This window comes from Pontibacillus sp. HN14, assembly GCF_021129245.1.
Classification (GTDB): Bacteria; Bacillota; Bacilli; order Bacillales; family BH030062; genus Pontibacillus.
This window is the reverse complement of the sequence record NZ_JAJOLR010000001.1, coordinates 184588-210796: the sequence shown is the minus strand read 5'-3', so window position 1 is coordinate 210796 and position 26209 is coordinate 184588. Positions and strand designations below refer to the sequence as shown.

The 26209-nt window shown below is 43.8% G+C and carries 30 protein-coding genes, 1 pseudogene and 1 riboswitch; of the genes and pseudogenes, 17 read left to right on the top strand and 14 right to left on the bottom strand.

Annotation, left to right across the window (positions count from 1 at the left end):
- Positions 1-11: 11 nt before the first annotated feature.
- From LQ226_RS01050 to LQ226_RS01040, 3 genes are read right to left on the bottom strand one after another with little or no spacing between them, the layout of a single operon-like run.
- Positions 12-386, bottom strand: coding sequence for a hypothetical protein (locus tag LQ226_RS01050; protein WP_231415920.1), 375 nt, complete (start codon positions 384-386; stop codon positions 12-14).
- 51 nt (positions 387-437) lie between these two features.
- Positions 438-800 carry a hypothetical protein gene (locus LQ226_RS01045; protein ID WP_231415918.1) on the bottom strand — a complete coding sequence of 121 codons (363 nt, stop codon included), beginning with the start codon at positions 798-800 and terminating at the stop codon, positions 438-440.
- 38 nt (positions 801-838) lie between these two features.
- The gene (locus LQ226_RS01040; protein WP_231415916.1) at positions 839-1144 is read right to left on the bottom strand and encodes a hypothetical protein; all 306 of its coding nucleotides are present in this window, start codon (positions 1142-1144) and stop codon (positions 839-841) included.
- A gap of 149 nt (positions 1145-1293) precedes the next feature.
- Between LQ226_RS01040 and LQ226_RS01035 the strand changes: the two genes are divergently transcribed.
- Both LQ226_RS01035 and LQ226_RS01030 read left to right on the top strand, forming a co-directional pair.
- On the top strand, positions 1294-1770 hold the full coding sequence (locus LQ226_RS01035; protein ID WP_231415914.1) for a DUF2975 domain-containing protein: 477 nt from the start codon (positions 1294-1296) through the stop codon (positions 1768-1770).
- A gap of 11 nt (positions 1771-1781) precedes the next feature.
- On the top strand, positions 1782-1997 hold the full coding sequence (locus tag LQ226_RS01030; protein WP_231415913.1) for a helix-turn-helix domain-containing protein: 216 nt from the start codon (positions 1782-1784) through the stop codon (positions 1995-1997).
- A gap of 34 nt (positions 1998-2031) precedes the next feature.
- On the opposite strand, the gene LQ226_RS01025 is transcribed toward LQ226_RS01030, so the two are convergent.
- Both LQ226_RS01025 and LQ226_RS01020 read right to left on the bottom strand, forming a co-directional pair.
- On the bottom strand, positions 2032-2433 hold the full coding sequence (locus LQ226_RS01025) for an NUDIX hydrolase (protein ID WP_255686753.1): 402 nt from the start codon (positions 2431-2433) through the stop codon (positions 2032-2034).
- Complete coding sequence (locus LQ226_RS01020) at positions 2427-2975, bottom strand: histidine phosphatase family protein (RefSeq protein ID WP_231415911.1); 549 nt, start codon at positions 2973-2975, stop codon at positions 2427-2429. The genes LQ226_RS01025 and LQ226_RS01020 overlap by 7 nt, the downstream gene beginning before the upstream one ends.
- Positions 2976-3228: 253 nt before the next feature.
- On the opposite strand from LQ226_RS01020, the gene LQ226_RS01015 reads away from it, so the two are divergent.
- Positions 3229-4281: a M14 family zinc carboxypeptidase gene (locus LQ226_RS01015; protein WP_231415910.1), complete on the top strand. Its 1053-nt coding sequence runs from the start codon at positions 3229-3231 to the stop codon at positions 4279-4281.
- Between the two features lie 58 nt (positions 4282-4339).
- Here LQ226_RS01015 and LQ226_RS01010 read toward each other — a convergent pair whose 3' ends face one another.
- On the bottom strand, positions 4340-4921 hold the full coding sequence (locus LQ226_RS01010; protein WP_231415908.1) for a cell wall hydrolase: 582 nt from the start codon (positions 4919-4921) through the stop codon (positions 4340-4342).
- 173 nt (positions 4922-5094) lie between these two features.
- Here LQ226_RS01010 and LQ226_RS01005 point away from each other — a divergent pair, with 173 nt between their 5' ends.
- On the top strand, positions 5095-5337 hold the full coding sequence (locus tag LQ226_RS01005; RefSeq protein WP_231415907.1) for a YuzF family protein: 243 nt from the start codon (positions 5095-5097) through the stop codon (positions 5335-5337).
- Positions 5338-5409: 72 nt separating this feature from the next.
- Here the strand turns inward: LQ226_RS01005 and LQ226_RS01000 are convergent, their stop codons facing one another.
- The 4 genes and pseudogenes from LQ226_RS01000 to LQ226_RS00985 form a co-directional block, all read right to left on the bottom strand.
- The gene (locus LQ226_RS01000; RefSeq protein ID WP_231415905.1) at positions 5410-6528 is read right to left on the bottom strand and encodes an MFS transporter; all 1119 of its coding nucleotides are present in this window, start codon (positions 6526-6528) and stop codon (positions 5410-5412) included.
- Positions 6529-6691: 163 nt separating this feature from the next.
- Positions 6692-7237 carry a TetR/AcrR family transcriptional regulator gene (locus LQ226_RS00995; protein ID WP_231415903.1) on the bottom strand — a complete coding sequence of 182 codons (546 nt, stop codon included), beginning with the start codon at positions 7235-7237 and terminating at the stop codon, positions 6692-6694.
- 484 nt (positions 7238-7721) lie between these two features.
- Entirely contained in the window at positions 7722-8594 is an 873-nt protein-coding gene (locus LQ226_RS00990) for a 5'-methylthioadenosine/S-adenosylhomocysteine nucleosidase (RefSeq protein ID WP_231415901.1), read from the bottom strand.
- Between the two features lie 209 nt (positions 8595-8803).
- Positions 8804-8907: riboswitch (purine riboswitch) on the bottom strand.
- A gap of 115 nt (positions 8908-9022) precedes the next feature.
- Positions 9023-9694 (bottom strand): annotated as a pseudogene (locus LQ226_RS00985) (endonuclease I family protein); the annotation flags it as partial.
- Positions 9695-10031: 337 nt separating this feature from the next.
- Here LQ226_RS00985 and LQ226_RS00980 point away from each other — a divergent pair.
- The 3 genes from LQ226_RS00980 to LQ226_RS00970 all read left to right on the top strand — a co-directional run bounded on the left by LQ226_RS00980 (position 10032) and on the right by LQ226_RS00970 (position 12172).
- Positions 10032-10652, top strand: a complete 621-nt coding sequence (locus tag LQ226_RS00980) for an acetate uptake transporter (protein WP_231415899.1) — start codon at positions 10032-10034, stop codon at positions 10650-10652.
- Between the two features lie 185 nt (positions 10653-10837).
- Positions 10838-11215 carry an SET domain-containing protein gene (locus LQ226_RS00975; RefSeq protein ID WP_036781392.1) on the top strand — a complete coding sequence of 126 codons (378 nt, stop codon included), beginning with the start codon at positions 10838-10840 and terminating at the stop codon, positions 11213-11215.
- A 153-nt stretch (positions 11216-11368) separates the two neighbouring features.
- A complete protein-coding gene (locus LQ226_RS00970) occupies positions 11369-12172 on the top strand; it encodes an alpha/beta fold hydrolase (RefSeq protein WP_231415897.1) in 804 nt (267 codons plus the stop codon).
- 70 nt (positions 12173-12242) lie between these two features.
- On the opposite strand, the gene LQ226_RS00965 is transcribed toward LQ226_RS00970, so the two are convergent.
- Positions 12243-12431, bottom strand: a complete 189-nt coding sequence (locus tag LQ226_RS00965) for a hypothetical protein (RefSeq protein WP_231415895.1) — start codon at positions 12429-12431, stop codon at positions 12243-12245.
- Positions 12432-12605: 174 nt separating this feature from the next.
- Here LQ226_RS00965 and LQ226_RS00960 point away from each other — a divergent pair, with 174 nt between their 5' ends.
- Both LQ226_RS00960 and LQ226_RS00955 read left to right on the top strand, forming a co-directional pair.
- Entirely contained in the window at positions 12606-13304 is a 699-nt protein-coding gene (locus tag LQ226_RS00960) for a YqjF family protein (RefSeq protein WP_231415894.1), read from the top strand.
- An 80-nt stretch (positions 13305-13384) separates the two neighbouring features.
- Positions 13385-14020 (top strand): LysE family transporter, encoded by a 636-nt coding sequence (locus LQ226_RS00955; RefSeq protein ID WP_231415892.1) that lies wholly within the window; start codon positions 13385-13387, stop codon positions 14018-14020.
- 37 nt (positions 14021-14057) lie between these two features.
- On the opposite strand, the gene LQ226_RS00950 is transcribed toward LQ226_RS00955, so the two are convergent.
- Positions 14058-14309, bottom strand: a complete 252-nt coding sequence (locus LQ226_RS00950; protein WP_231415891.1) for a hypothetical protein — start codon at positions 14307-14309, stop codon at positions 14058-14060.
- Positions 14310-14550: 241 nt separating this feature from the next.
- On the opposite strand from LQ226_RS00950, the gene LQ226_RS00945 reads away from it, so the two are divergent.
- Positions 14551-14844: a 4a-hydroxytetrahydrobiopterin dehydratase gene (locus LQ226_RS00945; protein WP_231415890.1), complete on the top strand. Its 294-nt coding sequence runs from the start codon at positions 14551-14553 to the stop codon at positions 14842-14844.
- Positions 14845-14975: 131 nt separating this feature from the next.
- Here the strand turns inward: LQ226_RS00945 and LQ226_RS00940 are convergent, their stop codons facing one another.
- Entirely contained in the window at positions 14976-16103 is a 1128-nt protein-coding gene (locus LQ226_RS00940) for a DEAD/DEAH box helicase (RefSeq protein ID WP_231415888.1), read from the bottom strand.
- Positions 16104-16484: 381 nt separating this feature from the next.
- Positions 16485-16619: a hypothetical protein gene (locus LQ226_RS20880; RefSeq protein WP_255686752.1), complete on the bottom strand. Its 135-nt coding sequence runs from the start codon at positions 16617-16619 to the stop codon at positions 16485-16487.
- Positions 16620-17162: 543 nt separating this feature from the next.
- Between LQ226_RS20880 and ilvE the strand changes: the two genes are divergently transcribed.
- The 7 genes from ilvE (at position 17163) to leuB (ending at position 26171) form a co-directional block, all read left to right on the top strand.
- Positions 17163-18071, top strand: a complete 909-nt coding sequence (gene ilvE, locus LQ226_RS00935) for a branched-chain-amino-acid transaminase (RefSeq protein ID WP_231415886.1) — start codon at positions 17163-17165, stop codon at positions 18069-18071.
- A 12-nt stretch (positions 18072-18083) separates the two neighbouring features.
- Entirely contained in the window at positions 18084-19754 is a 1671-nt protein-coding gene (ilvD, locus tag LQ226_RS00930) for a dihydroxy-acid dehydratase (protein ID WP_231415885.1), read from the top strand.
- A 395-nt stretch (positions 19755-20149) separates the two neighbouring features.
- Complete coding sequence (gene ilvB, locus LQ226_RS00925) at positions 20150-21886, top strand: biosynthetic-type acetolactate synthase large subunit (protein WP_231415883.1); 1737 nt, start codon at positions 20150-20152, stop codon at positions 21884-21886.
- Positions 21883-22404, top strand: coding sequence for an acetolactate synthase small subunit (gene ilvN, locus LQ226_RS00920; protein ID WP_231415882.1), 522 nt, complete (start codon positions 21883-21885; stop codon positions 22402-22404). Before ilvB ends, ilvN begins: the two co-directional genes overlap by 4 nt.
- Positions 22405-22482: 78 nt before the next feature.
- The gene (gene ilvC, locus LQ226_RS00915) at positions 22483-23520 is read left to right on the top strand and encodes a ketol-acid reductoisomerase (protein WP_231415880.1); all 1038 of its coding nucleotides are present in this window, start codon (positions 22483-22485) and stop codon (positions 23518-23520) included.
- The gene (locus LQ226_RS00910) at positions 23507-25051 is read left to right on the top strand and encodes a 2-isopropylmalate synthase (protein ID WP_231415878.1); all 1545 of its coding nucleotides are present in this window, start codon (positions 23507-23509) and stop codon (positions 25049-25051) included. The genes ilvC and LQ226_RS00910 overlap by 14 nt, the downstream gene beginning before the upstream one ends.
- Before the next feature lie 13 nt (positions 25052-25064).
- Positions 25065-26171, top strand: a complete 1107-nt coding sequence (leuB, locus tag LQ226_RS00905) for a 3-isopropylmalate dehydrogenase (protein WP_231415877.1) — start codon at positions 25065-25067, stop codon at positions 26169-26171.
- Positions 26172-26209: the final 38 nt, after the last annotated feature.

Below are 26209 nucleotides of genomic sequence, written 5' to 3'. Positions count from 1 at the left end.
CCCTATGTCCATTATCGGCTGAGGATCTCCCACACTTGGCTGGAATCAGACATGGGTCGGGTGGGAACAAACAAGATCGCACTGTCTTCATTAAAATGAAGGCGAGGTTCATAAAGCCACTCCATTTCTGACAGTTGAGAACGAAGCTCTTTTTTAACCCTTCCAAAATCATTCGTGTCATAAAAAATAATGAGTTCCCCTTCTTCAGAAGAATAATGAGCTTCACGTGAAGAGACTAAATTAAAGGGAGACTTTCCTGATAAGGGGGACCGTTCTAATTCAATGCCCGCTTCTTCAAATGTATCCACCACTTTATGTACCTCAGGGTCTTCGGTGGTTTGACAAGCTGCCAAGACTAAACAGAAAAACAATGCAATAAAACGCATATCCATCCCCCTCTCTTTTACAGACGATATAAAACTCTAAAATGTTACACGTCACATCTGTGAGATCCCATAAAGTAAATAGCAAAACAGAATGCTAAAGGTGGAAAAACAACTGAGCAAAATAGCTACGAATCGATTATGATTCACTTCCCGGAGAGCGCTGATGTTCCCGAAAATGCCTGCGGATAAGCTGAAGGCAGGGAAAAGAATCTCAACGAATCGTTCAGGTATATAGGAGTATCCATTAGCCATAAAGAAAACCACATGCAAACCTAGTAATGTACAGCTCAACAGCGTCAACTTCTTTGGGACAGGCCCGATTCCCCTTTCTTGAACGGTTTCAACAAGAATATGAAACACAATGGTTGCAACGACAATGATTAGGATGAGAAATACAATCGAGAGACCCATCATTCAATGCACATCCTTTCCTCCTTTCGGGTCTAGCTCGATTAAAAGGGGTGTTCTTCTGGCATTTGTTCGAATACTTTCCAGTTTCCATTCATAACCGAGGTGTAATCCTTCATCACAATAAAATTCTTCAAACGATCACCATCGCTTGTTTGGATGAAGTACGTGTCGGAACCTCTGTAGTCCACATCAACAATCTTTAATCCCTTTAAGGCTTTGTCTGAAGTGATGACACGTTGAACAGCGTTTGTTTCATTAAATTCGAGGATCACATTATACGGACCAAAAATCGTTATCCCTACTAGAAGCGCAAGGAGAATAATTCCCTTCACTACCTTTTTTCTCAATTAAAACTCCCCCTTTGTGCACAATTCAAATTGATTTACCAAATCGTTCCTTAAACGCACAATGTTATTATAAACAGATAATTATTTATTGTAAATCAATAAATTTAACTTTATAATAGAAAGTATCACAGAATAAAACGAGGTGCATTATGACACGAGGAACGACGATTTTTTTGAAAATATCCCTGATTTTATTCGGAATCATTGTAATTTCTTTAAGCTTATTCGCGCTGCCGCGTTTAGCCCGTGACGCAGTCGAATCATTTCCTGAATTCAGCTATTTGCAGTACCCTGTATTAGTGGGTGTGAACGGGACGGTTGTTCCCTTTGTAATGGCGCTTGTTCAGGCTTATCAACTTTTACAGCTAATTGAAGAGAAAACAGCTTTCTCAGAACGGGCTGTTGAGTTATTACGAAAGATAAAATACAACGCCCTCATTATTGTTGGGGTATATGTGATTGGAATGGTTGTTTTAATGACCCAAAGCGCGCTTCATCCTGGAGTAGCTTTAATGGGGCTTTCGATTATTTTTGCATCCTTAATCATCTCCGTCTTTTCTACCGTCCTTCAAGAGCTTCTTAAAAAGGCAACAGAGATTAAAACAGAGAACGACCTAACAGTTTGAGGTGAATCTACATGGCGATTATTATCAACATTGATGTGATGCTCGCAAAGCGAAAGATGAGTGTAACAGAACTATCGGAGCGGGTCGGGATCACAATGGCGAATATGTCGATTTTAAAAAATGGTAAAGCGAAAGCGATCAGGGTGACGACGCTTGATGCGATTTGCAAAGCGCTTGATTGTCAGCCCGGGGATATACTGGAGTATAGAGATGACGAAATGGAATAGAAAAAGAGCCACTCTAATGAGTGGCTCTTCTGCATTATGTAAGAAAACGAAGCAAAAATTCGAGGTCCTCAGGAAAGGATAGCGGGAGAGTCTTAAGATCTTCACGGGACTTCCAGTCAATGTCTAAAATTAGTCCATCCGGGTCCTGAATCCTCCTCGTTCCACCGATGACTTCTGCTTTAAAATAATGGACCTCAAAGTGAATCGACTTATAGCACCCCTTTTTCACTTTGAGCTCTTCAACGACTTCTACTTGATAACCAGTTTCTTCATTGATTTCTCGTTTACAACAGTCTCTAAAAGATTCCCCTCCTTCTACACCACCAGATGGCACGGTCCATTTCTTATCTTCTTCTGGTTTTCCTTGGAGCACCATTAGTATTTCATTATCCTCATTCACACAAACTCCAGATGCACCGACCCATTGGTTCACCATTCTCCCTCCTTCCATATTCGCTCTGCTGACCTGCTCTCGATATTGATTCTGTACACATCCGGATTACTCAATTTTTTCCATTCTCCAAATCCAAAGTTTTCAATGTATTCTCCGAGAATTAACGACATTAAATTTCCATGGGTGACGAGAAGAACGGCTTCCTCATCCTGCTGCATCCGTTCATCTATAACAGCCTTCGCTCGTTCGGTAGCAGCATGACTAGACTCTCCCCCGCTATAGGCTAAATTTTTATCAGAGTAGGTTCGCTCTAATTTCTCCAGCCAATCTGACAGAGGTCTGTCGCTTAACTCGCGCTCTTTTAACCTATGGTCCTCTTCAATCGCCACCCCTCTTTCTGCTGCTAGTGGTTCTATGGATTGAATAGCACGTTTAAAAGGACTTGAGATGATCCGGTCCACTCTCTTTTGTTGAAAGAATGAGCGTAATGCTAGGGCTTCTGCCTGTCCTTCCGCAGTCAGTGGCGCTTCTGATTCTTGTCCTTGTGCCTTACAGTGACGTACGATATATAATTGTTTGACCATGCTCCCTCTCCTTTCTGTATAACTTACTTCTTCCTCCCCCCTACGATAACCTCCAAATTTATGTAATGAACCCACCTATTTCTAGTACCAACTTCTCCATACAAAAGACGGAGATCGTGTGTGTTGGGCTTTAGACAAGCAAGACTTTCCATCCATTCTGCTAGTGAATAAGGACGAAATCGTTCTTTTGCGAAAGGTGTTTCACAAGAAAAGAAAGAAGAGTACGCATACAGACTTAAAGGAGGAATGATCAATGAAACGAAAACTCGCTACTCTTACGTTAGCAGGAGCTTTACTCACCACAACAGGACTCACAGCCAACACCAGTACCATTTTTGCCGGAACAAATGGACCAAACGGACCGAACTATAACGGCAATGAAACCATTCAAAATGAGCGACTTCATTCGTATGAAGAAATGTCTGACCTTCTTCATAAACTTGATCAAAAATCAGAAGCGTTACAACTAGAAGTGTATGGACAGTCGGTTAAGGACCGGGATCTTTACTTGGCGAAGTTTGGGATGAACGAGGATAATCCGACGATTCTATTCCTTACTCAACAACATGGCAACGAAACTTTAACAACAGAAGGTGCCCTAAAGCTCATTAAATACTTAACGAACAATAGTAAAGAAGTAAAACATATCATAGAAAACGTCAATATCCTTGTTGCTCCAAGACTAAATGTGGATGGTGCTGAGGGAGATGTAAACTTCTCATTAGATGATTACGTCTCTGGTACACACACAAGATATAACGCCAATGGTGTGGATTTAAACCGGGATCACGTTGATCGTGAACAACCAGAAACGAAAGCTCTTCATGAAAACGTATTGCAAAAGTATAGCCCAGATTACATGATTGACCTTCACCATCAAGGTACCCAAACGACGCTTGGTGACACGGGTGAGCTCGTATCCGGTTCAATATTATATCCAACCAATGCTGAGGTAGATGAAGAAGTCAGAGAACAATCTAAGAAACTGGGAGCGGTAGTTTACAATGCCGTTGACTCAAAAGGATACGGCCTCCTTTCGAAATATCCAGGTGGAGACGCCCAAACCATTAGCCGAAACGGTCTGGCTGCAGAATATGGAATATCCACCCTTCTATTTGAAATGAGAGGCATGGCGGACCATTATCGTGAGGATTATGTGTTAGGCCAAAAGAGCAATGGATATTTAATTCAGCAAGCTGTTGTGGCCATGAAAGCGACCCTTGAAGCCCTCGCTGATGATTCATTAGAATCTACTGACGCTTCCTTCTGGGATACGCTGCCTGAGAGCAATTATTCTGGAGAGTAAAAAAGATAGAACAAAGAGCCCCATTCTTATAAGAATGGGGCTCTTTTTCCATCTATTATTATTTTAAGAATACATGATCTCCAATAACCGTTGTAACTTCTTTTTCACTTAAATAGTCACTCTGAGCTTTGTCAGGATTATAGAAAAATAGAGATTCGTTGTCATAGCCCTGGTAAGCTAGAGCTTCTTTTACAGCGCGCTTGGACTCAGCGCTTGCTGGTTGTTTAATGGTTCCATTTAATACAGGGGAGAACTGAATCCCATCGTGAATAACACCATGAATGGAATCAGGGAATAGATCACTTTCAACACGGTTTAAGACGACTGTTGCAACGGCAACTTTCCCTGCATAGCTCTCACCCTTAGCTTCCGCTTCCACAAGACGACTCAATAAGTCGCGTTCATAATCGTCAGGAACGACAGGAAGTTTCAACTGCTCTCCTGGTTGAATTACAGAAGTTTCTTTATCATTCATCTCTTGAAGCTGCTTTGAGGAGACTCCGTATTTTGTCGCAATTTTATAAAATGATTCGCCCTTTTGGACGGTATGAGTATTGGCATGTGCTTCACTTTGGCCTGGGAATGAAAATGCAAAAATGGAACAAGCGATCATCCCGATTAATCCAAATTTCTTTAACACGTCGCATCGACCTCCAGTGCTTTATTTTCTGATATCAACGTAACACATGGCTAGAACGATTTTCACTATTAATTGTTGGCAACACTGGAAGAGTTCGGTGCTTACTCAAGTAAGGGAACCCCTCTCCCACAAACTGCATAGTGTATAGGAATATTTGTTTCAGGAGGGATCCGATGTATTATCAACATACAGGCTGGCGGGAAGACTGGGCCACCCCGCAATACCAGACATTGGTAGACCCATTCGTAATCAGACGCCTCCAAACCGTTGTTGGAAAAGAATTGATTATCGAAACTACTAAAGATACAACACGAGGAACCTTAACAGAAGTACAGCCAGATCATATCGTGCTTCAAATAGGAGATTCCACCTTTTTCATACGTATCCAGCAGATCGTATCGATTATGCCTTTATAGGTAAAGCCATTCCATACACAAAAAAAAGCCTCTTAATTAGAGGCTTTTTTGCGTTACAAGATGGCTATTTCATTAAGCTGTCCGCAAGAAAGAAGCGATGATCGAAAGGCTGCCATAGACCAAAAAGGTTAACGCATATCCAATACCACCTATTAATCCACCAGCCGCAATGGATCCGATCACTTGACCGATTGATAGCATTAAGAACGGCACCCCGATACCAAGGGAAGCGTTCGAGGAGAAAACACGGATGCCCCAGACGATAAGGAGTCCACACATAAACAGGTTGGCAATGCCGAATAAAGCCGCTGCGGTATAGGCTAAGAAAAGATCCTCAGGAGCTACTGCTAGAAGAATGGGAGCAATCCCCATCATGATTCCAAATATCGTATAGGCTGCTTGCAAGCCAATCTTCTCAATGACAGCGCCTCCCAGCCCGCTTAGCGTTCCAAATAAACCAATGACGATCCAAAAAAGAGAGAGTTCTAGATTTGTATAATCACCGGAGACTTCAATATAAGAACGAGAAAATGTCCAGAAGCAAGCACTTGAGGCTCCCATTAAAATCGATCCTATAACAATGGAAGGACTCCCTTTTAGCCCTCTTAGCGATAAGCGACCTTGTTCAAATCGAAGCGAAGATTCTTCTTTAGGAATGATCCTGTAATTCCAGATCAACACGAGAAATGCAATGGCTGCATAAATCGCATAAGTCATGCGCCAATGAGGCGTTAACAGAATGGCTGCTGCCCCTGTCACCACAATTCCAATACTCGTACCAGCGTTAATCCAAGTATTGGCTTTTCCTTGTAAAGGCTCTTTAATCCACAAGGCGATCGCTGCTCCATAAGGGGGTGACACGAGCCCTGTACTGCCCCCTGCTAAGAGCACACCGATTCCAAGGGCCCACTCTGACCTTGCCCCGCTAATAATCAGTAGTCCACATAACGCAAATGAACCGGCGAGCAGAATCATTTGCCTTGGACCTTTCCTCGACGTCATGACCGTCGAATAGAGGATGGTAAAGCAGTATGCGAGATAAAATAATGAAGAAATAATACCAGATACTAGATCTGACATGCCGAAGGTGGCATGAATGTTTGGAAGTAATAAACCATAGCTATAGCGGGCCAGGCCATACGTAACCGCGATCATCGTTACACCGGGAAAAACGAGTTTCGTAAATTTCATAATTCATTCCACCTTTCTTTAAATTTAGATAGAACGTTCTTTCTACTTTTGTGTAAAAAGATACGCTCACCAAATGGGCAAGCAGATCAACGCAGTCACGCTTTGTATTCGATTGAGTTTAGCCTATAGGAAAAACGGTACCCAAGGTTCGGATGCCGTTTTTTTAATGGTAAGTATCTAGTAATCGTTTTGTCATGGTGATGGCGTGTGCGGTTGCTTGCTCCGAATCTGTTATTTGTGTCATGGAGGTCGCACCTTCTAGAATCAATAGGAATTGATAAGAGAAATCTTTGTGCTCCTTAATTCCAATGCTTTCTCCAAGGTCTTCAAAAAAACGGAGTAGCTTGTCTTTATGATCACGGGCAATTTGGGCAATCTCTGGATTAGTCTCTGAGTACACTTCAATGGCTCTTAAAAACATACAGCCTTGATAGGAGACTTCTTTTAGAAATTGTCCGTGTTGTTTCGCTAATTCAATAAAGGGTGTTTCTGTATGTTCATCCACCGTATCCATATACGCCCAATACCGCTCCTCACGGTTTCTGATCGACTCCTCGACTAACTTATCTTTTGAAGAGAAGTGATTATAAAGGGTCATCGTTGCGACATTGGCTTCTTGTATAATTTGTTTCAGACCAACCCCATGAAATCCGTAATCGTAAAATAATTGTTCTGCTACGTTTAAGAGTTGTTTCCTCTTCTTACTCAATGGCAAACCTCCAGTTTAGATAGAACGTTCATTCTACTTTGAATTTAGCACGGTAGAGGTGCTAAGTCAAAGGTAAAATTACATAAATAAGACTTTGCTAAGAGAGAATGTTTTCGTTTGCTTTAAGGTGGGCGTAAGGCGGGCTTGGAAACCACTCACTTTCCTGTCGGGGAGTTATGGATTAACGAAAACATGCCATGTGAGTATGAGAGCTCTCTTCTTTCGTGCCTCAGAGCTGCCTCTCCTTATAGCCTGGGTTTGCTCGGTGGCAGCGAGACTCCCGCGGGGGAAAGAGCCTAGGGGAGACCCCACAGAGAGCGGTAGCGAACGAGGAGGCTCCCCATCTCCCCGCAGGAAAGCGAGTTGTCCCCGAGCAAACCCAAGCACTCATCAAACACAGGCGGCTCCATCTAAGTAACATATATCAGCTCCAAAGAGTGGAAAAAAATACACATGCGGTCTAGGACCGCATGTGTATACAAACTTACTTCTCTACATAAGAATCGATATATTCTTTTACAACCTCAAACACATATTCCTGATTAGCGCTAGCTGTTTCAGGGTTATACTGTCCACCATTTGTTTTATTATTAGAAAGAATGCGAATACCTAAGAAAGGAACATCATACGCTTTTGCGATTTGAGCCCCTGCTGCTCCTTCCATCTCTTCTACAGATGTGCCGTAATTTTCGTGGAACCATTGAATGCGGTCGACTTCATTATTCCATACATCCGCAGACCCAATCGTTCCTTCAACGACTTTTCCTTCTGTATGGACATCTTTAACCGCTTTTGCTGCGGCAAGAAGATCTTCGTCCCCTTCAAAGAATCGAGCTTTCTCCGCATCAGGGTCCTCTCCTGCACTTCCTTCAGAAGCCATTAAGTCCATTGGAATCCAGTTCGTTGGCTTGATTCCTTCTCCGTCCGCTCGGTCTCCTGTCTTAAGAGAGCCAATGTTTGTCGTTTTTTCACCTAACACAATATCAAATACATTCAAATTCGGATCGTGTCCTCCTGAAGTACCCTGATTAATAATCGCTGCAGGGTTATAAAGTTCGATTGCTACGGCAGTTGCAGCAGCTGTGTTTTCCATTCCTTTACCTGTTTTCGCAACGATGACAGGATATCCATCAAGCTTTCCTTTATAAAATACAAATGTGCCGGATGTTTCTTCTTCCACATCTGATAGTTTATCGGCGAAGTTTTCCGCTTCAATTGGCATCGGACCCTGAACCAGAATCGGTTGAACCTCTTCTTCAGATGTTTGTGATTCTGCCGTGGAACTACATCCTGCCAGTAAGATAAGACATAATGTTGCAATGATGGCTACTTGTTTTGTGAATACGTTTTGCTTCATGTTACATCGCTCCTTTTGAGAAATCTAGTTGTCGCCTAAACCTTTTACCGATTCCCTCGTCATTCGATCAGGGTCTTATTTTTCTCCATAAAAAAGGTCTGGAAGGTAGAATCCTTTCTACCTTCCAGACCAGCAAAGTTAAAGTATGAGAAACCTATACAAACGTCATTGTAGTGTTTCTTATGAACAGCAACATAGATGAAGCTGTCCATGGCTATACTTCAACCCGTAGTCTAGTTCTTTCAATGGGAACCAGGTAGAAACGCTCAGACCGTATTACTGAGAATATACGAGTGATAAAATTTTTAGGTGGTTACAAGGTAACTGTAACAGAAGAATTAAATCGATTCAATCAAAATCACGAATGTTTTTTATTACCAAAACTAAAATGTTCGTCTTTTCAGGGACCTACTTTTCTTGATCGTCACTCACCAAATCAACTCTACGTATTCTGGGTGGTCAATAAAGGGATTTCGATTTCCTTGATAGGCTGAAAAAATGATTTCGTTTCGATTTTGTTCAAATGAATCTACTGGATCACTTTCATGCCATTCTTTCAAGGTCGAGAGCTTCCCGAGCGTTGGCCCGCTTGTACCAACGGCATCCGCTATCTCTAAGTCCAATTCACCGCTGTCTCCTTCATAGCGTACTGCCATATAAAAGATCATTCGAGCCACGTCCCCTTTCACTTCATCACGCGGCTCCCATGAATCTGAATCGTAATAGGTATCCGGGGCTTCTGAATGCAATGAGCCACCATTGTCAAAATCCAAGTTGCCCCTGGTCGAATTAACAGAAACATCCGTAGGGCGTAAGTGATGCAGATCGGTCCCTGCACCTCTACGGGTTCCGAAGTCACCGTGAGATTTAGCCCAGACGTGCTCGCGGTTCCACTCATCCACAAGGCCGCCGTTTTCATTTTTTGAAATAGAGGCTCCTTTGTACAGGAGCAAGACGTTGCTTGCATTCCCCGGGTCTTCATCGGTTTGACGAAGCGCATCCCACACGTCGTCATAGGATAATTCCTTATGATCATCAATAATCCTGTGAAGCTCTTCTTTTAAAGATTCTCCTTCCAAGCCTTCAGCAGATTCGTAATAATCATTTGAGTCACCTTCCTCATCGGAACCATTCGGAATAGAAGCCGAGCCACATCCACTTAATAAGAGCACGATGCCAATCCACCAGACGTTCCACCTCTTCATATCCATCCCCCTCTATACTAGAAATTGTACTTAATGAATAGTTTCTTTTTCACCTATGGATTCCCCTCTAACTCAATTAATCTCACTCCAAAATTTTTAACAGGCATTACGCAAGCTCTTTTTACGTTCAATGAGAGCGAACAATGAAAATGACGCTTACATGAGAAAATCTATTGCATAGCACCTCATTTTTATGTAAATTAGCTAAGTATGTTTAATAGGAGGTATCATCATGAATGAACAACAAACAACGCAAAAGGTCCAAGTAGCAACGGCCGATCCATCTGCTATCGGGCTGTTTGGCCTTGCCATGGTAACGCTTGTCGCATCATCCGCTAAATTAGGCTGGACTGACGGCGTCTCATTTGTCTTGCCATGGGCCATATTCTTAGGAGGGATCGCACAGCTCATCGCGAGTTCTCTGGATGCTAAACACAACAATACATTCGGAACCACTGCTTTTGGAGCTTTTGGCTTATTCTGGCTTGGTGTGGGAACTTCGTGGTTAATTGATTTTGGCGTTTTCGGCGAAGCAGCAGCGGCAGCGGTAGACCCTAATCAGCTAGGGATGGCTTACATTGGATACTTAATCTTTAGTGTCTTTATGACGATTGGCGCTATGGAAACTCATAAAGTCTTGTTCTTTATCTTCGTCTTTATTGATTTCTTATTTATTGGACTATCTTTCTCTACTCTAGGCATTATGCCTGAAGGGATGCACACCCTAGCAGCGATTGCAGAATTCTGCATCGCCCTCTTAAGCTTCTACGGTTCCGCTGCAAGTGTCTTAAACACACACTTCGGCCGCGTAACCTTACCAGTAGGAAAGCCATTTGGTATCTTCAAAGACTAAACCACGGTGTCTGACACCCTGCAAGTCTTTACAGCACGAAAGCGTGTCTGACACCCAGCTGTACTTCACAGCGCAAAAGGGTGTCTGGCACGCTTTATTCTTTCACTGCGGTAAAGGGCGGGGTTGTTTTTTTGGGTGAGACGTGTCAGACTGGGTATAGTTTATTAGAATGCGTGGTGATACACATGATTGAAATTAAGACATCAAGTCTCTCTGATGGAGAGTATAACAGAGGCGTTTTCGCTACGCGTGATATTGAGAAGCGTGAACTAATCCACGAAGCCCCGGTCATACCTTATCCAAATGAAGACCATGAGCATATTGAGAAAACGCTCCTGGCTGACTATGCCTTTGAATATGGAGCGAATCACACGGCCCTTCTTTTAGGGTACGGAATGCTGTTTAACCACTCGTATCAACCGAATTCAAATTACGTCATTAATTTTGATAACGATACGTTCGAGTTTTACGCTTACACGGATATTAAAGCTGGTGAGGAAATTCTCATTAACTATAACGGATTCGTCGATGACCAAGAACTTCTTTGGTTCGATAAAGAATAATCTTTTGATACGCCCTTAATCAGGGCGTATTTTTTATTTCCCCAACCACTTTATCTCTCATTAAAGCATCCTTCCCGGTCACTCATCCACGGGTTTATCCTTCCATTATGAGGGAAATAGTTCACTAGCTATGCAACTAAAAGGAGTGTTAGGATGTCACATTTTATTGAAGTAGAATCTGGAGTAAAGCTTTTTGTAGAAGATATTGGCGAAGGACAGCCCATCGTCTTCATCCACGGATGGCCTTTAAATCATAAGATGTTTGAATACCAAATGAATGAACTTCCACAGAAAGGCTACCGCTTTATCGGCATTGATCTGCGTGGATTTGGACAATCTGATAAACCGGCATTTGGCTATGACTACGATACACTCGCTCACGATATAAAAGTGGTTGTGGAAACGTTAGAACTTAAAAACTTCTTCCTGGCCGGCTTTTCCATGGGCGGACCAATTAGCATCCAATACGCAACGAAACACGCCAACGATCAACTAGCCCAGCTTATTCTAATCGGAGCCGCTGCCCCTAGCTTCACGGCTCGGGACGGATTCCAGCACGGTATGCCGCAAGAAGAAGTAGACGGTCTGATCAATGCTTTCCAAAATGATCGACCAAAAGCCTTAAAAGACTTTGGCGGTAACTTCTTTCATAAAGCAACCTCAGCACCATTTGACGAATGGTTCTTCCATTTAGGATTAGAAGCCAGTTCCCATGCAACGATAGAGACAGCCAAATCCTTAAGAGATGAAGACCTCAGGCACGTGTTAGAGTACGTAAACGTGCCAACCCTTATCATGCACGGTGAGGATGACAACATTTGTGATTATGCCTTCTCCGAAATTTTACACAATGAAATTAAGGACTCCACGTTCGTTTCATTTGAAATTAGCGGACATGGCCTTGTTTACGATGAGCGCGAAAAATGTAATGAAGAGCTCTTAAAGCTCCTAAAATAACCCTGTTAAACAGCAAAAGAACTTCCTCTTAAGGAAGTTCTTCTTTTTTTGATGGAGAATGAATGAACGTTTAAGGATCCTTCCTTAATTCAAGTTGTAATACACTTACTTCACGTTCAAGATGATCCACTTTCTCCTGTAGTTCTTTACGAGGTTGTGTGACTCTTCGAATTAGCATAAGGACAATTCCTACAACACCTAGTATGATACCAAGCGCGGCCACCATATTGATTAGATAAAAACTGATTATCTTCCCCACCCCCATGTTTAGCAAAAGTCCACTTAAGCTTTAATGGAAAATATTACATACCACTACCTTACCATATGTAATATAGTATGAGAACCTTCTCCCTCCTGCCGCTCTAAAAACACTCTTATGCATGGTCCTCCCCATCTATGGGTATACATAGAACGATCAAGGAGGCGTGATGCTTTGAAAAAATCGTGGATTATGAAACAAGATTGGAATGACCTGATATTTATCCATTGGCCCGTTAAAGTCGACGATCTTAGGCCACATGTGCCAGATTGTTTCGATATCGATACATACGAAGGCTGGGCTTGGATTGCCATCGTCCCCTTCCAAATGAAAAACATCCAGCTAAGAGGACTTCCACCAGTCCCTGGTTTTAATCAGTTACTTGAACTTAACGTCAGAACCTATGTAACCTATAATGGCGAACCTGGCGTTTATTTTTATACGTTAGATGCAAATCACCTCATAGGCGTTGGCATAGCCAGGTATGTGTTTGGCTTAAATTACGTAACGGCTAGGATGTCTCTCGATCAGCAAGATGGCACGTACCATTTCCTAAGCCGCAGAACCCATACTGGATACCCTCCGGCTCATTTTCATGCTCGCTACAAGCCTGTATCTCCAGTACTCAGAACTCAACCCGGGTCTTTAATGTATTGGCTCACAGAACGCTATGCCCTTTGGGTGAACCGTGGGAAACGAATCTATAAGGGTCCGATTTTTCATCAAAACTGGCAGTTGCAGAAGGCTGAAGTGGAGATGCCTATAAATGACCTGACAGATTTTCTCCCTTCTTCTGTGTTTGACCGAAAACCCGTAGCGTACTTCTCAAAAAATCTCCATACCAGTATCTTCCCGTTCGAGCGTTACCAATAAATCGATGTTCTGAATTCACTCCCCCTTTCATTTACTAATAAAGACAAGCTAAATGAAAGGGTATCGTTATGTTTCCTACCATGATTAGTTCCATTATTCTGGGATTATCGATTGCGGCGCCTATTGGCCCCATCAACATTGAAATTGTGAAGCGAGGTTTGCTTTATGGATTCTGGCCCGCTTTTTTAGTCGGGCTTGGCGGGATGAGCTCTGATCTTTTATTGATGGCTGCAATGTTCTTTGGGCTATCACAGGTTTTAACGATGGTTTGGGTCAAGATTACCTTAATGGGACTGGGTTGTTTTATTCTGATCCACTCTGGCTGGGTCAATTTATTTGCAAGCGTTGTCCCAAACGAAGCAAAAGAGAGCGTTCATCGCCAATCGGTTCAAGTCAGACGGAGATCGTATATTACAGGATTAACCATAGCCGGAACGAATCCAATGAATTTATTATTTTGGATTAGTATTTATGGGTCTGTACTAAGCTCTAGTTTCCAACAGGACAATCAGCTCCAAGCCTTCCTTACAAGTAGTTTAGTGTTTGTGGGAATTGGGCTTTGGAATCTAAATCTCGCCTTAACCGTGCATTTCAGTCGTATACTGATGAACCAAGCTGTTATGCGAAGCATTTGTATTATCGCAAGTCTTGTTTTAATTGGTTTTGGCATTTATTTCGGGTACCAGTGTGCTGTGCTGGTGTTTCAAATTATTTAAAAAGGCGCCTCCCTTTTTATAAAGGAGACGCCTTTTTTTACGTAAGTGGACTTAATTGTTTCTTTTGGTTGACAGCAAATGAAAAGTAGAGCATTGAACCAATCATGATGCGAACCACTCGAATTGGAACATGATCGTACCTTGCCTGTATATGATCAATGGCTTGTTTCTTAATAAAAGCTGGCATTTCATCATCAATGTGCTTAAGCAATTGTTGCTTGTTGATCGTCAGAAAAATCTCATAGTGTCCGTTGTCGGCTTTAATGTCTTCTTTTGTAAAAAGCCTCATTGTTTCTGTTTCACCTCTCCTGAAAAATAAATCTTCTTCTTATCGTTACCCATATCACAGCAAGATAATCCTAATAATATGCATAAATGGGCTTTGGGTGAGAGATTTCCCAAAGGATGTGATGATAACATGACAAAACGTTTAAAGGAAAGACTAAAAAGGTAAAAAGATAAAGAAGCTCCTAAATCAATCTGGAGTAAGGTCTATCATTATATTACTATACAAAAGCAGGTGATTAATAATGGCAGCATATACAGAAGAAGAAATTCAACACTCCCTACAGGATGTGCCTGAATGGGAACGGAAAGACGGTTCAATCGAAAGAACCTTTACGTTTAACGAATACTTAGATGGCATTCAGTTTGTGAACAAATTAGCCGCAATCGCTGAAGAAAAAGACCACCATCCTTACATTGGAGTCGATTATGGGAAGGTAACCGTTTCTCTTACATCCCACGACGTCAAAGGCCTATCCGCCAGAGACTTCGACCTCGCCCAGCGCTACGACGAAGCCTATACGAACTTAGAATCCTAAACTCGTTTTAGCGCTTTAAAGAATTGATGCGTGTCTGACACGCTTTAGTACTCTACAGCACTGATAGGTGTCTGGCACGCTTTAACACATGAAAGAACCGCATGGCTTAGGTTAGCCCATGCGGTTCTTGTTTATTTTAGTTGACCTTTGTAAATATCTGTTTTCTTAATGTTGAGGTTAAGGTCTTTGGCTAGCTTTTTCATTTTCTTCTCTTCGTCAGGAGTTACAATCGTAATAACTGTACCCTCTGAAGAACCAAGGCGTCCAGTCCGACCTGCACGGTGAGTGTACTCCGTTTCTTTTGGAGGATCCACGTTGATAATATAATTAATATCAGGTAAATCAATTCCACGGGCAGCAACATCTGTTGCTAGTACGAGTCTGTATTCATTTCGACGGAATTTCTTTAGAACCTGCGCACGTTGTTGCTTCTTCGTATCCCCGTGAAGGGTACCTACATCAACCCCGCGATAATCAAGCTTCTCAGCAAACACCGTTAAGTTCCCAATGTCCCGCATGAACGCAAGACCTTTGAACCCTTTTAAATAAACAAGTTTACGAAGAGTGTCTGCTTTCTTGCGGCCTTCACTTACGATGTAATAATGATCTACCTCTGGCTGTTCTGTTTCTTTATCTTCAACCTTCAGCACTTCAGGTTCTTGCATAAGGCTACGAGCATCTTCTACCGCTGTTTCAGAAAGGGTAGCCGAGAAAACAAGCAGCTGGCGTTCTTTAAGCGTCGGCTTAATAATGCTACGGATCGTTTTCATATGTTCTGGTACGAGCAGCTGATCTCCTTCATCTAGGACGATTGTTTTCACTTCATGCATTTTCAGCTTCTTCTTCTCAATCAGCTCATTAACACGCCCAGGTGTCCCAACAATGATATGAGGTTTCTTTTTCAGTTTCTCGAGCTGACGCTTCACATTCGCACCCCCGATCAGGGATGTACTTTTGATGCCACTTCCTTCCGTCCACTTTCGTACTTCATCGAAAATCTGCATCACAAGTTCTTGCGAGGAAGCTAAAATGACGACTTGAGCCTGCTTAGCCTCTGGATCAATCTTTTGTAAAACAGGCAATAGATAGGCTAACGTCTTCCCACTCCCTGTTGGTGCTTCTGCTATGACATCTTTACCTTCCACAATTAAAGGCGCTGTTTCGTTCTGAACGGCAGTGGCTCGAGAAAACCCTGCTTTGTTCCATGCATCCTTTATGAAAGGTTTCAAGCTTTCAAAAAATGGTGATTGTTGTTCCATTATACAAATCCTTTCTACTCTACCGCTCTTACGGTTACTTGTTCTATTATAGCCGTTACAAGGCAGTGCTATCTACATTTTTCGTGAATAAGAAGTGGAAAGAAGGGTTTTTGTAAGAAATAACTGTATTAAATGACTTTGGATCTTTATTTGCTTGGATTCTTTTCTGCATTTCGAGTGCGTTTTAGACACTTAGACGTCTGTTTCTACACTGCTGGGTAACCTTTCTTCAGTGCACGGCTCTATTACTACAGTTCGAATGCGCTTTACACACTCGAGAGCTGCTTTCGGCATTCCAGGTTGTCATTCTACATACCGCTGCCCCTTTCTACAATTTCGGTCCGCTTTATTCACTCCACCCTCGCTTTCTTCAGTCCTCAGCTACTTTTCTTCATTCCACCTCTCTCTTTCTTCATTCCAACTCCACTTTACACATTCACGAGCTGCTTTCGACACTCCAGGCTGTCTTTCTTCATTCCGCTGCTCCTTTCTACAGTTCAGATCAGCTTTATTCACTCCACCCTCGCTTTCTTCAGTCCTCAGCTACCTTTCTTCATTCCGCCTCTCTCTTTCTTCATTCCGCTGCTCCTTTCTACACTCCACCCTCGCTTTCTACACCCAAACCCCACTTTCGACACCCCACTAAAAAAATAAGAAAAAAAGAAATAAAATCTTTACTTCAACACCGTTTTATACTCCCTCCACACAAGCCAAATCCCCAGAAAAACCCTCTTACTTTTTTTCTTTATTTTCTCGATTTCTTCTCGTTTTTCCCAAGCTCAACGCTCTCAACGATGTAAGCGTTTTCTAATAATCTGATTTATCACACTTGTCAGAAAAGTTGGTAAATAGCTGTTGACCTTGCCTTATTTTCGGCTTATGATTATCCATAATTTAAATCATTCATTGAAAAACAGATCAACATTTTCTCGAGTGATTCATGAACCTATTGCCCCTTGTTTCAATTTAAAAAATTCGATGAAGCAATCGGGCTATATTTTCACCATTCATACTTTACTGAGTTTAAGCATTAATACATTAAAGGGAAGGAGTGTAAGTATGAGCAGTCAATGGATTTTCCTAAACGGCCAATTTGTTAAAAAAGAAGAGGCGGTCGTTTCAGTCTACGACCATGGATTTTTATATGGAGACGGGGTGTTCGAAGGGATTAGAGCCTATAGCGGCAACATCTTCAAACTCGACGAACACGTGAACCGCCTTTATGACTCCGCGAAGTCAATCTTGCTTGAGTTACCATACGAAAAGGAGGAATTTAAGCAAGTCATTGTCGATACAATCCGTCAAAACGAATTGTCTGACGCGTATATCCGAGTTGTTGTATCACGCGGACCTGGCAACCTTGGCTTAGATCCAGCAAGCTGCCCTACACCACGCGTTGTGATCATCGCAGAAGCACTCGCGCTTTTCCCTAAGGAATTATATGAACGAGGTTTACGCCTTGGATCCGTTGCTTCTAGACGCAATCGACCAGACGTACTAAGTCCACAAGTAAAATCATTGAATTACTTAAATAATATCCTAGTGAAATTAGAAGCGAACCAAGCCGGTGTAGACGAAGCTCTTATGCTAAACGACCAAGGTTACGTAACAGAAGGATCAGCCGATAATATCTTTATTGTGAAAAACGGCACGATCTATACCCCACCTGTTTATCTCGGAGCTTTAGAAGGTGTAACGCGAAATGCGATTATCGACCTTGCCGAGGAACATGGATATGAACTCAAACAAGAACCTTTCACACGCCACGATGTTTATGTGGCTGATGAGGTCTTCTTAACAGGAACAGCTGCTGAGGTAATCGCTGTTGTGGACGTCGACAAACGACAGATTGGGAACGGATTGCCTGGTGAAGTCACCAACCACATGCTCCAATTATTCCGTGAACTTGTCGTACGTGACGGTGTTCAGTGTTATCCAGAGAATAAAAAAGATGTAGCTGTTAGTTAGGAGGTACCCATCATGAGAAGTGACATGATCAAAGTTGGAATCGACCGCGCTCCCCACCGCTCTTTATTACATGCAGCCGGGGTGCACACAAGAGATCTTGAGAAACCATTTATCGGTGTTTGTAACTCTTATATTGATATCATTCCAGGGCACAAACACTTAAATAAATTCGCAGAGGTTGTAAAAGAAGCCATTCGAGAAGCTGGTGGTATTCCATTTGAATTTAACACGATCGGTGTTGATGATGGTATCGCCATGGGACACATTGGAATGCGTTACTCCCTTCCAAGCCGTGAGATTATTGCCGATAGTGCTGAAACCGTCATTAATGCTCACTGGTTTGATGGAGTGTTCTTCATTCCAAACTGTGACAAGATCACACCTGGAATGCTGATGGCATCCATGCGCACGAACGTTCCTTCTGTTTTCGTAACAGGTGGACCGATGGAAGCCGGGGTATCTTCAAGTGGTGATCCCCTCTCTCTTGTATCGGTTTTCGAAGGCGTTGGAGCCTACAACCAAGGAAAGATGAGCCAAGCTGAGTTAGCCGAGTTAGAAACATCTGCCTGCCCGACTTGCGGATCATGCTCAGGCATGTTTACCGCCAATTCCATGAACTCTCTGATGGAAATGCTAGGTGTAACGGTACCTGGTAACGCTACAATTGTAGCCACATCAGATGAGCGTCATCGTCTTATTAAAGAGGCAGCGCATCATTTAGTAGACCTAGTGAAGAAGGACATTCGTCCAAGAGATATCGCGACAGAGAAAGCGTTCGACGATGCGTTTGCATTGGATATGGCAATGGGAGGTTCTACAAACACAGTCCTTCACACACTAGCCATCGCCCATGAAGCAGGCGTTGATTATGATTTGAGCCGAGTGAATAGCATAGCCGAGAAAACGCCATATTTGGCCAAGATTAGCCCAGCATCAGATTACTCTATGCAAGACGTTCACAATGCAGGTGGCCTCAGTGCCATCATCCGTGAACTGTGTCAGATTGAAGGATTGATTGATCGCGACCGGGTTACCATTACCGGAAAATCCGTTTACGAAAACGTAAAAGACGCTGAGATCTTAAATAAAGATGTTATTAGGGAAAAAGAGAACCCGTATAGCCCAGTCGGAGGCTTATCGATCCTCTACGGAAATCTTGCCCCTGATGGTGGCGTCATTAAAGTTGGTGCCGTTGATCCTTCCATTAAGCAGTTTAACGGGAAAGCGATCGTCTTTAACTCACAAGATGAAGCGCAGGCTGGAATTGATGACGGAACGGTCCAAGCAGGTCACGTGGTCGTCATTCGATATGAAGGGCCAAAAGGCGGACCTGGCATGCCAGAGATGCTTGCCCCTACCTCAGCCATTGCGGGTCGAGGCTTAGATAAAGATGTCGCTTTAATTACAGACGGACGCTTTTCAGGCGCAACGCGCGGTATATCAATCGGTCACGTTTCACCTGAAGCTGCTGAAGGTGGTCCGATCGGCTTAGTCGCTGACGGGGATCCAATTCAGATTGACCTCGAAGCAAGAACGATTAAACTTTTTGTAGAAGACGATGTGTTAGAAGAACGAAGAGCGGCATGGGAAAAGCCCCCTAGTAAAATCGATGGTCGTGGCTACCTTGCCAAATACCAGAAGCTCGTTACTTCCGCAAATACAGGCGGAATCATGAAAGTATAAAAAGTGGATATCGACAAATCTGCGACGGGAATAAAGGAGTAAGAACCTGTATTCACAGAGAGCCGGGGTTGCTGGAAGCCCGGAAATACACCTTACTCTGACATCCTCCCTGAGTGCTTGGCTGAACGACCCAGTTTAGTAGGCTCAAGTCAGGTGTACAATGAGCACCTGTTATCGAAAGAGACGAAGAACATCCTCTTGTTCTACGTCTCGTAAGGCAGCACGTTACACAGCTGCGAAATCAGGGTGGTACCGCGAAAAGAACCATTTCGCCCCTAACTCTTCACAACACGTGAAGTTTATATGGGGTGGGATGGTTTTTATTATGGAAAAAAGTGAATCACTAGCTAAGCTAGTTTGAATAAACAAGATCACATGAAATGGAGGGATTACAGGTGAAGGTAGAAGCAAAACAGCAGGCACAGCAACCAACTGAGTCTTTTGCAGCCGCTCCAAAAACTGGAGCAGACCTTCTCGTTGACACACTCGTACAAGTAGGTGTTGATACGTTATTTGGGTATCCGGGAGGGGCCGTTTTACCAATTTATGATGCGATATACCGAGCAGGAGATGCATTTAATCATATTCTCTCCCGCCACGAACAAGGTTCGATCCATGCAGCTGAAGGCTACGCTCGCGTTTCAGGCAAACCTGGCGTTGTCATCGCCACTTCTGGACCAGGAGCTACCAACTTAATTACCGGGATCGCTGATGCGATGATGGATTCTCTCCCACTCGTCGTGTTCACAGGTCAAGTAGGCAGCGGAGTAATTGGAACAGATGCTTTCCAGGAAGCAGACGTTATGGGGATTACCACTCCAATTACAAAACACAACTACCAGGTTCAATCTTTAAGCGACCTCCCTCGTATTGTGAAAGAAGCGTTCCATATTGCTTCTACTGGTCGACCTGGTCCTGTTGTCGTCGATATTCCAAAAGATATCTCATCAAGCACGGCAGAAGAGTCTTATGATACGACCTTCTTCCTGCAAGGATATCAGCCGACGGTCAAACCGAATCCACTTCAGCTAACGAAATTAAAAGAAGCGTTGGCCCATGCTAAAAAACCAGTCATTCTTGCTGGAGCAGGTGTTATTCACGCGGGGGCATCGGAAGAATTGAAGAATTTTGCTGAGAAGCATGCCCTTCCTGTAACCACTACCCTTTTGGGACTTGGCAGCTTCCCTGGTGAGAACGAATTAAGCCTTGGGATGGCTGGGATGCACGGAACGTATTCCGCTAATATGGCGCTTTACGATTGCGACCTTCTCATTAATGTCGGTGCCAGGTTTGATGACCGCCTGACCGGAAATTTAAATCACTTTGCTCCAAAAGCAACAGTGGCTCACGTGGATATCGATCCTGCTGAGATCGGGAAAAACGTGAAAACGCACATTCCTATCGTGGCAGATGCGAAGAAAGCCCTGATGGAACTTGAGAAGATGGACGTGGAGATGAAGAATCACGGAGATTGGCTAAAAGAGGTATCCGGAAACAAAGCGAACTTCCCTCTTTGGTTCGATAATCCTGAAGAAGAAATGGTGCCACAATGGCTCATCTCAGCTCTTCATAGAGTTACAGAAGGAAACGCGATCGTCACAACAGATGTGGGGCAACACCAAATGTGGGCCGCACAGTATTATTCCTTTAACAAACCGAATCGCTGGGTCACATCAGGTGGTCTTGGCACAATGGGCTTTGGCTTCCCCGCTGCAATCGGCGCCCAAATCGCCTCCCCTGACGAACCTGTTGTTGCGATTGTCGGAGATGGCGGATTCCAAATGACACTGCAAGAGCTGTCTGTCTTAAAAGAACAGAACCTACCCGTCAAAATTATTATCGTAAACAACGGTGCACTCGGCATGGTTCGTCAGTGGCAAGAGAAATTTTATGAAGAGCGATTCTCTCAATCCCTCCTTCAATCACAGCCAGACTTTGTGAAACTTGCTGAAAGTTACGGCATTCGAGGAGAACTTGTCCAGTCACAAGACGAATTGTCTCAAATCTTGGCTGATGTGTTTGATTACGATGGTCCCGTACTGATGGACTGCCGCGTTCTACAGCAAGAAAATGTCTATCCAATGATCGCCCCAGGAAAAGGGCTACACGAAATGATTGGGGTGAAACGATGAAACGGATCATTACAGCAACCGTCCAAAACAGAAGCGGCGTTTTAAACCGTGTGACGGGGCTCCTCCACAAACGACAATTTAATATCGAAAGCATTTCCGTTGGTCGTACGGAAACTGAAGGCATATCGAAAATGACATTTGTTGTGGATGTCGAGGATAGCCAAAAGCTTGAACAATTAACGAAGCAGCTGAACAAACAAATCGATGTGCTAAAGGTATCAGACATTACCGATAAAGCGATCGTAGCTCGGGAGCTTGCGTTAATTAAAGTAGGCAGCACCATTCAAACCCGCAACGAAATCCAAACGATTATTGAACCTTTCCGTGCCACCGTCATCGACGTCAGTAAAGAAAGCATGACGGTTCAGGTTACTGGAAAATCAGATAAAGTGGAAGCGCTCATTGACCTCCTCCGCCCTTACGGTGTGAAGGAATTAGCGCGAACTGGGCTTACGGCTTTCTTACGAGGGCAGCAGCCCCAAGTCGCAGAGTTCACTCCACAATCCCTGCTACAGTAAAGGGCTTAGGAATTTTTACACCTTCATTAGTTTGAATATTCAATCAATAGATCAAAAATCAGAGAGGATGGATTGAAAATGGCAGAAGTACTTTACAATCAGAACATTAACGAAGAGGTTTTAAAAAGCAAAAAGGTAGCAGTCGTAGGTTATGGCTCTCAAGGTCATGCTCACGCTCAAAACCTTAAAGAAAGCGGATTTGACGTAGTCGTTGGTCTTCGCCCAGGTAAGTCTTGGGAGAAAGCAGAACAAGACGGCGTTAAAGTAAAACGCGTTGCTGACGCTGTTAAGGAAGCCGATGTTGTGATGGTGCTTCTACCTGATGAACATCAACCTTCAGTATACGAAGAAGAGATCAAACCAAATCTGGACGCAGGAAATGCTCTTGTGTTCGCCCACGGTTTTAACGTTCATTTCAACCAAGTGGTACCTCCAGAAGACGTGGATGTGTTCCTTGTCGCACCAAAAGGACCAGGTCATCTTGTGAGACGCACATTTGAAGAAGGTGCTGGGGTCCCTGCCCTATACGGTGTTTACCAAGATCACACCGGTCAGGCTGAGAAACTTGCTCAAGCGTATGCAAAAGGGATTGGCGCTGGGCGTGCAGGTGTTCTTCAAACAAGCTTCCAGGAAGAAACAGAAACGGATCTATTCGGTGAGCAAGCGGTCCTTTGCGGTGGCCTTACTAGCCTTGTAAAAGCTGGTTTTGAAACGTTAACAGAAGCAGGCTACCAGCCGGAAGTGGCATACTTCGAATGTATGCACGAGCTTAAGCTAATCGTTGACCTTATGTATGAAGGTGGTCTTGAAGGCATGCGTTACTCCATCTCCGATACAGCACAATGGGGTGACTTCGTCTCAGGCCCTCGCGTGGTGAACGAAGATACGAAAGCTCGCATGAAAGACGTTCTGACGGATATTCAAACCGGCGAATTTGCTAAAGGATGGATTTTAGAGAACCAGGTAAACCGTCCTCAATTCAACGCGATCAATGTAAAAGAAAACCAACATCAAATTGAACAGGTTGGAAAGGAGTTACGTGAGTTAATGCCTTTTGTTAAAGAGCAGGCCAAATCTAAAAAAGAAAAGGAAGTGGTCGCAAATGGCGCACGTTAACGTCTTTGATACAACACTAAGAGATGGTGAACAGTCCCCTGGAGTCAATTTGAACAAACTAGAGAAACTAGAGATCGCCAAGCAACTTGAAAAACTGGGTGTAGATATTATGGAAGCGGGCTTCCCCGCTTCCTCCCAAAATGAGTTTGAATCGGTTCAAGAGATTGCTAGAACAGTTAAGAACAGCTCAGTGACGGGTCTTGCTCGTGCGAAGAAATCAGATATTGATACAGCCTGGGAGGCGTTAAAAGACGCATCAGAACCTCGTCTTCACGTTTTCTTAGCCACCTCCCCTATTCACATGACACATAAGCTTAAGAAAACGCCAGACGAAGTCATTGAAACCGCTGTTGAAATGGTGCGCTACGCAAGAGAACGATTCCCTCAAGTAGAATGGTCAGCTGAGGATGCGTGCCGATCTGATCGTGATTTCCTTGTTCGAATTATCGAGCAGGTCATCGACGCCGGAGCAACCGTTATTAATCTACCAGATACCGTTGGGTACACTACTCCATACGAATACGGAGAACTTTTCCGATATGTGAAAGAAAACGTTCCTAACATTGAAAAGGTTTCACTCTCCGCTCATTGTCATGACGATCTTGGCATGGCGGTGGCAAATTCGCTCGCTGCTATTGAAAATGGTGCGACTCAGATTGAAGGAACGATTAACGGAATCGGAGAACGTGCAGGAAATGCATCGATTGAAGAAGTCGCTGTAGCTCTTCAAATTCGCAACAATTTCTATGAACATTCTACAAATCTTGTCTTAAATGAAATTAAGCGTACGAGTGACCTCGTCAGCAAGTTTACAGGAATGGCCGTTCCTGGCAATAAAGCCATCGTAGGTAAGAATGCATTCGCCCATGAATCTGGCATTCATCAGGATGGCATGATGAAGAACGCATCTACCTATGAGATTATCACACCGGAAATGGTCGGGATTGGAGCTAGCAACATGGTGCTTGGAAAACATTCAGGCCGCCATGCTTTCGAAGATAAAGTGAAGTCCCTTGGCTATGACCTTTCTGACGAGAAGCTGAAAGAAGCGTTTAAAGCCTTTAAGAGTTTGACAGACCGTAAGAAAGACGTAACGGACGAAGACTTGTTTACGATTCTCACTGATGTTCAAACCGACTCATCGGATGCAGCTAAATATAAATTAGAAGCATTCCAAGTTCAATATAGCTCAGCGAATATCCCTACTGCAACGGTTGCCATGACTACGCCTGAGTATACGCGAGTTGAAACCGCCGGTACGGGTCAGGGAAGCGTTGAAGCCATCTATAACACGCTTGAAGCGTTGATCCATGAAGATATTCACTTAGAAGATTACCGCTTAAGTTCAGTTGGCGAAGGACGCGACGCCCTAGCAGAAGTCCATGTGAGACTAACGGTTAACGGAACGGCGGCAAGCGGCCGCGGGGCTGCTCAAGACGTTCTTGAAGCATCAGCGAACGCATTTCTAAACGCCGTCAATCGCGTCATTTTGAATCAACAACTACTAAACAAACAATCTGCGCCCGTATAAGGAGGTTCTACTATTGGAAAAACAAATCGTATTGTTGCCTGGTGATGGCATTGGTCAAGAAGTCATCGAATCAGCAAAGAAAGTATTAGAGTCCGTTACAGAACGTTTCCACCATACATTCACCTATCATACACACGATATTGGCGGAGCTGCCATTGATAAGCACGGGACTCCCCTTCCAGACGATACCGTTCGCGCTTGCCAGCAATCTGATGCTGTTTTACTAGGAGCCGTTGGCGGACCAAAGTGGGACCAGAATCCTTCTCACCTTCGCCCGGAAAAAGGACTCCTTGGCATCCGCAAGCAGCTTGGTCTTTTCGCGAACCTTCGTCCGATCAAAGGGTTCGATCAACTCCTTCACGCGTCTCCTCTAAAGCATGAAGTTGTGGCCGGTAGTGACCTACTGATTGTACGGGAACTGACAGGCGGGCTTTATTTCGGTACACCGAGTGAACGTCGACAGAATGGAAAAGAGGTCGTCGACACGCTCCATTATAAGCGAGAAGAAATTGAGAGAATCGTAGATAATGCATTCCAGAGCGCTCGCTTACGACGGAAGCACCTTACAAGTGTTGATAAAGCGAACGTCTTAGAATCTAGTAAAGTCTGGCGCGAAGTGGTTGAAGAGAAAAAGGCAGACTACCCAGATGTTGAGGTGGAACACCTGCTAGTTGATGCAGCAGCCATGAAGCTTATTACAAACCCTAAACAGTTTGATGTTATCGTCACAGAGAACATGTTCGGAGATATTTTGAGTGATGAAGCTTCTGTATTAACTGGATCCTTAGGCATGCTCCCTTCTGCTAGTCTCAGAGAAGACGGTGTGGGGTTATACGAACCCGTACACGGCTCAGCACCAGACATTGCGGGGAAAGGCGTTGCTAACCCACTTGCGATGATCCTCTCGACTGCGCTTATGCTTCGCCATTCATTTGGACTTGACCAAGAAGCAGCGGTCATTGAAGAAGCGGTCCAACAAGTACTGGAGGATGGCTACTGCACAGGCGATTTAGACGTAAAAGGCGGAAAAGTAGTCGGCACAAAAGAAATGACTCGCTTAGTACTAGAGCGAGTGACTGAACAAGATGCAACCCATAGTATTATGACCTGTTACGTCTAAGGAGTTGGACGTAAGGAGACTCCCTCCATTACGTCCTC